The organism is Halomonas sp. 3D7M (genome assembly GCF_014897885.1).
Lineage (GTDB): Bacteria > Pseudomonadota > Gammaproteobacteria > Pseudomonadales > Halomonadaceae > Vreelandella.
This window is the reverse complement of sequence record NZ_JABUZF010000170.1, coordinates 264-5,961: the sequence shown is the minus strand read 5'-3', so window position 1 is coordinate 5,961 and position 5,698 is coordinate 264. Positions and strand designations below refer to the sequence as shown.

At 51.6% G+C, this 5,698-nt stretch carries 5 protein-coding genes and 2 pseudogenes; 5 read left to right on the top strand and 2 right to left on the bottom strand.

The window, feature by feature from the left end; translation table 11 throughout:
• From INT22_RS20560 to INT22_RS08665, 4 genes and pseudogenes are all read left to right on the top strand, one after another.
• Positions 1-191: pseudogene (locus tag INT22_RS20560) on the top strand (spermidine/putrescine ABC transporter substrate-binding protein PotF); the annotation flags it as partial.
• 93 nt (positions 192-284) lie between these two features.
• Entirely contained in the window at positions 285-1,469 is a 1,185-nt protein-coding gene (locus tag INT22_RS08675) for an ABC transporter ATP-binding protein (protein WP_089038642.1), read from the top strand.
• Positions 1,470-1,500: 31 nt separating this feature from the next.
• The gene (locus tag INT22_RS08670) at positions 1,501-2,409 is read left to right on the top strand and encodes an ABC transporter permease subunit (protein ID WP_172420358.1); all 909 of its coding nucleotides are present in this window, start codon (positions 1,501-1,503) and stop codon (positions 2,407-2,409) included.
• Entirely contained in the window at positions 2,409-3,251 is an 843-nt protein-coding gene (locus tag INT22_RS08665; RefSeq protein ID WP_172420359.1) for an ABC transporter permease subunit, read from the top strand. Before INT22_RS08670 ends, INT22_RS08665 begins: the two co-directional genes overlap by 1 nt.
• A gap of 9 nt (positions 3,252-3,260) precedes the next feature.
• On the opposite strand, the gene INT22_RS08660 is transcribed toward INT22_RS08665, so the two are convergent.
• A complete protein-coding gene (locus INT22_RS08660; protein WP_089038639.1) occupies positions 3,261-3,470 on the bottom strand; it encodes a CPXCG motif-containing cysteine-rich protein in 210 nt (69 codons plus the stop codon).
• 182 nt (positions 3,471-3,652) lie between these two features.
• Here INT22_RS08660 and INT22_RS08655 point away from each other — a divergent pair, with 182 nt between their 5' ends.
• Positions 3,653-4,066, top strand: a complete 414-nt coding sequence (locus INT22_RS08655) for a DUF3617 domain-containing protein (protein WP_089038638.1) — start codon at positions 3,653-3,655, stop codon at positions 4,064-4,066.
• A 100-nt stretch (positions 4,067-4,166) separates the two neighbouring features.
• On the opposite strand, the pseudogene INT22_RS08650 reads toward INT22_RS08655, so the two are convergent.
• A pseudogene (locus INT22_RS08650) lies at positions 4,167-5,698 on the bottom strand (efflux RND transporter permease subunit); the annotation flags it as partial.

Below are 5,698 nucleotides of genomic sequence, written 5' to 3'. Positions count from 1 at the left end.
TTACCGAGTACGTGCGTTATGCCAACCCTAATGCGGCGGCTAATGAATATCTCTCCGATGAAATTATCAATGACCCGGCTATTTACCCTGAAGCCGAGGTGATGGAAAACCTCTATTTGCAGGCTGAAAAACCTCAAGACGTTCTGCGCGCACGTACGCGTATCTGGAATCGCGTCAAATCAGGTCGTTAATTTAGTCATCGCCTAACAGCGAGCCAAGCCAATGCTGGGCTCGCTGTTACTTTTTTAACGCCCGGTTTCCGGGCCTTTTGATGGGAGTGGCGAATGGTCACTACGCCCCTGTCGAACGAGTCGTCATCCTCTCCTGCGGTAACTCCTCCCGCCGCTCAGCGCGCTCAGGGAAAAACGCCAAGGTTTGCAGAAGATAGTGTGCTTGAGGTAAAGCGCTTAAGTAAGCGCTTCGACGATGCGCTTGCGGTCGATGATGTTAATTTACAGGTAAAGCGCGGCGAAATTTTCGCCTTGCTAGGTGGGTCAGGATCAGGCAAGTCGACGTTGTTGCGTATGTTGGCGGGGTTTGAAACGCCCAGCGAAGGGCGGATTCTGCTAGGCGGCGAAGATATTACCTCTATGCCGCCACACAAGCGTCAAATCAATATGATGTTTCAATCCTACGCGTTATTTCCCCACATGACGGTAGCGCAAAACATCGCTTTTGGGCTCAAGCAGGACAAGCTAGCTAAGGCAGATGTCGATGCGCGTGTCGCACAAATGCTCAAACTAGTGCATATGGAACGTTTTGCTAAGCGTAAACCGCATCAGCTTTCCGGCGGACAGCGCCAGCGGGTAGCGCTTGCACGTTCACTGGCCAAACGTCCCAAGCTGCTGTTGCTGGATGAGCCGATGGGGGCGTTGGATAAAAAACTGCGCACTGAAATGCAGCTTGAGGTTGTCGAGATCATTGAGCAGGTAGGAGTGACCTGCATTATGGTGACTCATGATCAAGAAGAAGCCATGACCATGGCGGACCGCGTTGCGATTATGGCCGACGGCTGGATAGAGCAGGTGGGTTCACCGGTCGATATTTATGAAAGCCCGGCCAGCCGAATGGTGGCGGAATTTGTCGGTACAGTGAATCTGTTCGAAGGTGAAATCGTCGAAGACGCTGCGGACCACTGTCGCATTGCATCACCCGCATTATCTCGACCGATCTATATTGATCATGGCATCACGACCCAGGCGGTAGATCGCCGCGTGTGGGCTGCGCTGCGCCCTGAAAAAATCTGGCTAACCCGTGAGCAGCCATCCGCAGAGTACAACTGGGAAGCAGGCAAGGTTGATGATATCGCTTACTTGGGGGGCTACTCGCTTTACTACGTGCGTACTGCCTCTGGGCAAATGATCAAAGTGAGTATGGCCAATACTGAGCGGCGTGGTGATCGCCCAACCTGGGAGGATAGTGTTTATGTCTATTGGGAAGACCATAGCGCTATCGTGCTGAACCGCTAATGCCTCAGTGGCTGACAGGAGATCGCCTATCATGATGCCATCTCGCATTGCAGGCTTCGTAAAGCGGTTGCAATTAGGTCGTCGCGCAGTAATCGCGCTTCCTCTTTTGTGGCTTACGCTATTCTTTTTGTTACCGTTTGCGCTGGTCCTAAAGATTAGCCTTTCGGAAGCAGCCATTGCTATTCCACCCTATGGGCCGCTGGTTGAGTATGCTGATCAAACGCTCAATATCTTTTTGAATCTTGGCAACTATTTGTTTTTGTTGTCAGATTCTCTCTATGTGGCGGCCTACTGGGGCTCGATAAAAACCGCGTTTGTAGCGACAGCAGTATGCCTGTTGATTGGCTATCCGATGGCGTATGCGATGGCCCGTGCTCCGGGGCGCTGGCAGCTTATTTTGCTGCTGTTGGTAATGCTGCCGTCGTGGACGTCGTTTTTGATTCGCGTCTATGCATGGATGGGTATTTTAAGTAATAGCGGGTTAATCAATAACATATTGTTGGGAATGGGGCTGATCGACTCACCGCTACGCATGATGAACACTCAGTTTGCTGTCATTATCGGCATTGTTTATGCCTATCTGCCGTTTATGGTGCTACCGCTTTATGCCCATCTAACGCGGTTGGATAACTCGCTGCTAGAAGCGGCGTCTGATTTGGGTTCGCGCAAGCTTAATACCTTTATCAAAGTCACGCTGCCGCTCTCTATGGGTGGAATCATCGCGGGCTCTATGCTGGTATTTATTCCCGCCGTCGGTGAGTTCGTGATCCCTGAGCTACTCGGGGGGCCGGATACGCTGATGATTGGTAAAGTGTTGTGGGAAGAGTTCTTCTTAAACCGCGACTGGCCTGTGGCTTCGGCGTTAGCCATGGTAATGCTATTGCTGCTGTTAATTCCCATTGTGTGGTTCCATCGCTACCAGTCACGGGAGCTTGAATAATGATGAGACTGCGTAGACGCCCACGCTTTACCTCCGTGATGTTGGTGTTGGGTCTGTTGTTTCTTTATTTGCCCATGGTGGTATTGGTGGTCTATTCCTTCAATGCCTCACGGCTGGTGACAGTGTGGGCAGGGTTCTCGACACAATGGTATGGCGAACTATTTCGTGATCAACAGATCCTGTCTGCGGTTTGGACAAGTCTGAAAATTGCCTTTTTTGCCGCCAGCATGGCGGTATGCTTGGGTACAGTGGCTGCTTTCGTTATGACGCGCTATGGCCATTTTCGCGGCAAGACCGCACTGTCGAGTATGGTTACCGCGCCGCTGGTAATGCCGGAAGTTATTACGGGGCTGTCGCTATTACTGCTATTCGTGCAGATGGCTCAACTGATTGGCTGGCCGGCTGATCGTGGCATGGCGACTATCTGGATTGCTCACACAACGTTTTGCAGTGCGTATGTTGCGGTGGTTGTAGCAGCCCGCTTGCGTGAAATTGATCGCTCTATTGAAGAAGCTGCAATGGATTTAGGCTCGCCACCGGTGAAGACCTTCTTCTTTATTACGCTGCCTGTTATTTCGCCTGCCTTAGCAGCGGGGTGGTTGCTGGCATTCACGCTGTCACTAGATGACTTGGTTATTGCCAGTTTTGTCTCTGGCCCGGGTGCCAACACGCTGCCAATGGTGGTGTTTTCGTCGGTGCGGATGGGGGTGTCGCCTAAGATCAATGCGCTGGCTACGCTGATTATTCTGGCGGTATCGCTCACGACGCTATTGGCGTGGTTCTTCATGCGTCGGGGTGAAGCAAAACGAAAAGCACTACTGCGACAAGCCGAGAGTGCTTAGCGACGGGCGCTAAAGCACATCGTCGTCTCGCCCGGTGAGCACTGCTTCTAGCTCACCGGTTATTAGCGAGACAATGATGTGTAATTGAATCGGCGCACAGCACTGGTGGCAATCCTCCCAGGTATCGTGGCTACCTTGAGAGGTGTCGATAAGAAACGTGAGTGGTGTATCGCAGTAGGGGCAGTAAAAATCATAATTTACTAGCGCGTCATCCTGCATGGCTATTTCCCCTTAATGTGATCGCTAGCGCCCTTTTATCGAAAAGCCCTGAAAATGAGTAACTCTGAAGATAATAGTGTAGCAGTGACCTTGTCCGGTAGGACATGTAAGTAATGAATCAGGTAGGATAATAACGTATTCCTTAAAGCCACCTAGAGATGAGTGCGATGATGATACGACACATGGCAGTAGCGGCCTTTTTGGCCTTCCCGATGGTCGCCCAGGCAGAAACCCCTAACGTCACGCCTGGCGAGTGGGAGTTTGTCAGCGTGACCAGCATGAGTGGTGACATGCAAATCCCCGATCAAACGGAAACCGAACGTCAGTGCATCACTCAAGAAGAGCTGGATAGCGCTGAGTTTGGCTTCATTGAAGAAGAAGAGGGTTGCGAGCTGCTCAGCCAGGATATGAATGCCGATGGCCTTTCCTACAGCATGATTTGCCGTGCCGATGGCGGTGAAGCGACTATCGATGGCGAAATGCGTTTTATGGGTGAGCAGATCGAAGGCAACGTGGATATATTCACTCAATCGCCGATGGGTGAGCTGACCATGAATACAGTGATTGAAGGCGAGCGTATTGGTAACTGTGAATAAGACGGCAGTTAGCATCTTCATGACCTAAAACAAAAGGCGCCTGTGTGGCGCCTTTTGCTTAGTGCGAAGGCCGTTATATGACCTTTCGCAATGGCTCATGTTAGCGCTCGGGGGTATTAAGCGGCGTATGATGAGCGATAGGAGCGCTGGCTATCTCTTCTTCTAATTGGCGTTTAACGGCCCCAGGCGAGCCTGAGTATCGTGCAAGCAGATCGTAGGCTACCGGGACGACAAACAGCGTAAATGACAAACAGCGTAAATACGGTCGCAGAGCCAACACCCGCCATAATGACAGTGCCAATAACCAGCCGTGATTCCGCACCCGGGCCGCTTGATAGTATCAGCGGTATCGCACCCGCCATCGTAGTGACCGCAGTCATTAGAATCGGTCGCAGGCGTGTTACCGACGCTTCAATCAAGGCAGAGCGAAACGCTTGGCCCTCATCGCGTAGCTGGTTGGCAAACTCAACAATCAGAATGCCATTTTTAGCGGCAAGGCCAATCAACAGTACTAAGCCTACTTGGCTATAGATATTGAGTGATTGTCCGCTAAGCAGCAGAGCAAGCAGGGCGCCAATCATGGCTAGCGGGACGGTCAGCATGATAACAAACGGGTGAATTAAGCTTTCAAATTGGGCCGCAAGTACTAAGTAAACCACCACGGCACCGAGCACTAATAAGAACATGGTAGCGCCACTGGCCTGTTGAAAATCGCGAGAAGGCCCGGCAAGGTTCGTTTGTACCTCTTCAGGCAATACATTGTCGGCGGCTTGTTGTAAGTATTCCAATGCTTCACCAAGGGGATAACCATCGGCTAGATTGGCTTCAATCGTAATGGCGCGAACGCGATCAAAGCGGTTCAACGTGCTAGCACCCGCGAAGTCAGAGAGCGTTACCAGGCTGGCTAGCGGAATCAGCTCGCCTGAACGTACTGAGCGGACTTGAATATTGTTTAGCGCAGCAGGACTGTTTTGACCGCTGCGGTCACCTTCAAGGATGACATCGTACTCTTCCCCGTCATCTACATAGCGCGTGACGTTACGCCCACCGAGCAGCACTTCCAGCGTCCGACCTATCTCTGTAACCGTGACGCCCAGTGCGGCAGCGCGCTCATAATTGATATCCACGCGTAACTGGGGCTGGGTCTCATCATAATTACTTTCGATAGCGGTAATACGTGGGTTGTTTTCACGAACATGAGTAATCAACCTATCCCGCCAACGCGCTAAATCCTCGTAAGTGCCGCCCCCGAGTACGAATTGCACAGGCTTTTGAGTGCGCTGTCCAAAACCTTGTCTCATCACTGGAAAGGCCTGAACACCCGGCAGTGTTCGTAGCTGCTGGCGAATCTCGGCCATGATTTCCCAAGCGCTACGACGGCTTCCCCAGTCAGCCATGTTGACGATAATAAAACCGCTGTTGAAATTTTCGATATTACCAGAGCCACGTGGTGCACGAACCACAATTCGTTCAAGCTCACCATTGTCCACAAAAGGCGTCAATCTAGCCTCTATCTCATCCATATAGTCCATCATATAGTCAAACGTTGCGCCTTCTGGGCCGTTGACAAGGATAATGAAATTGCCACGATCTTCTTGCGGGGTGTATTCATTGGGCAGCTCGGTTGCCAGC

Coding starts and splice junctions, on each gene's coding strand:
- INT22_RS08675 (WP_089038642.1), top strand. CDS start 285: ATGGTCACTACGCCCCTGTCGAACGAGTCGTCATCCTCTCCTGCGGTA.
- INT22_RS08670 (WP_172420358.1), top strand. CDS start 1,501: ATGATGCCATCTCGCATTGCAGGCTTCGTAAAGCGGTTGCAATTAGGT.
- INT22_RS08665 (WP_172420359.1), top strand. CDS start 2,409: ATGATGAGACTGCGTAGACGCCCACGCTTTACCTCCGTGATGTTGGTG.
- INT22_RS08660 (WP_089038639.1), bottom strand. CDS start 3,470: ATGCAGGATGACGCGCTAGTAAATTATGATTTTTACTGCCCCTACTGC.
- INT22_RS08655 (WP_089038638.1), top strand. CDS start 3,653: ATGGCAGTAGCGGCCTTTTTGGCCTTCCCGATGGTCGCCCAGGCAGAA.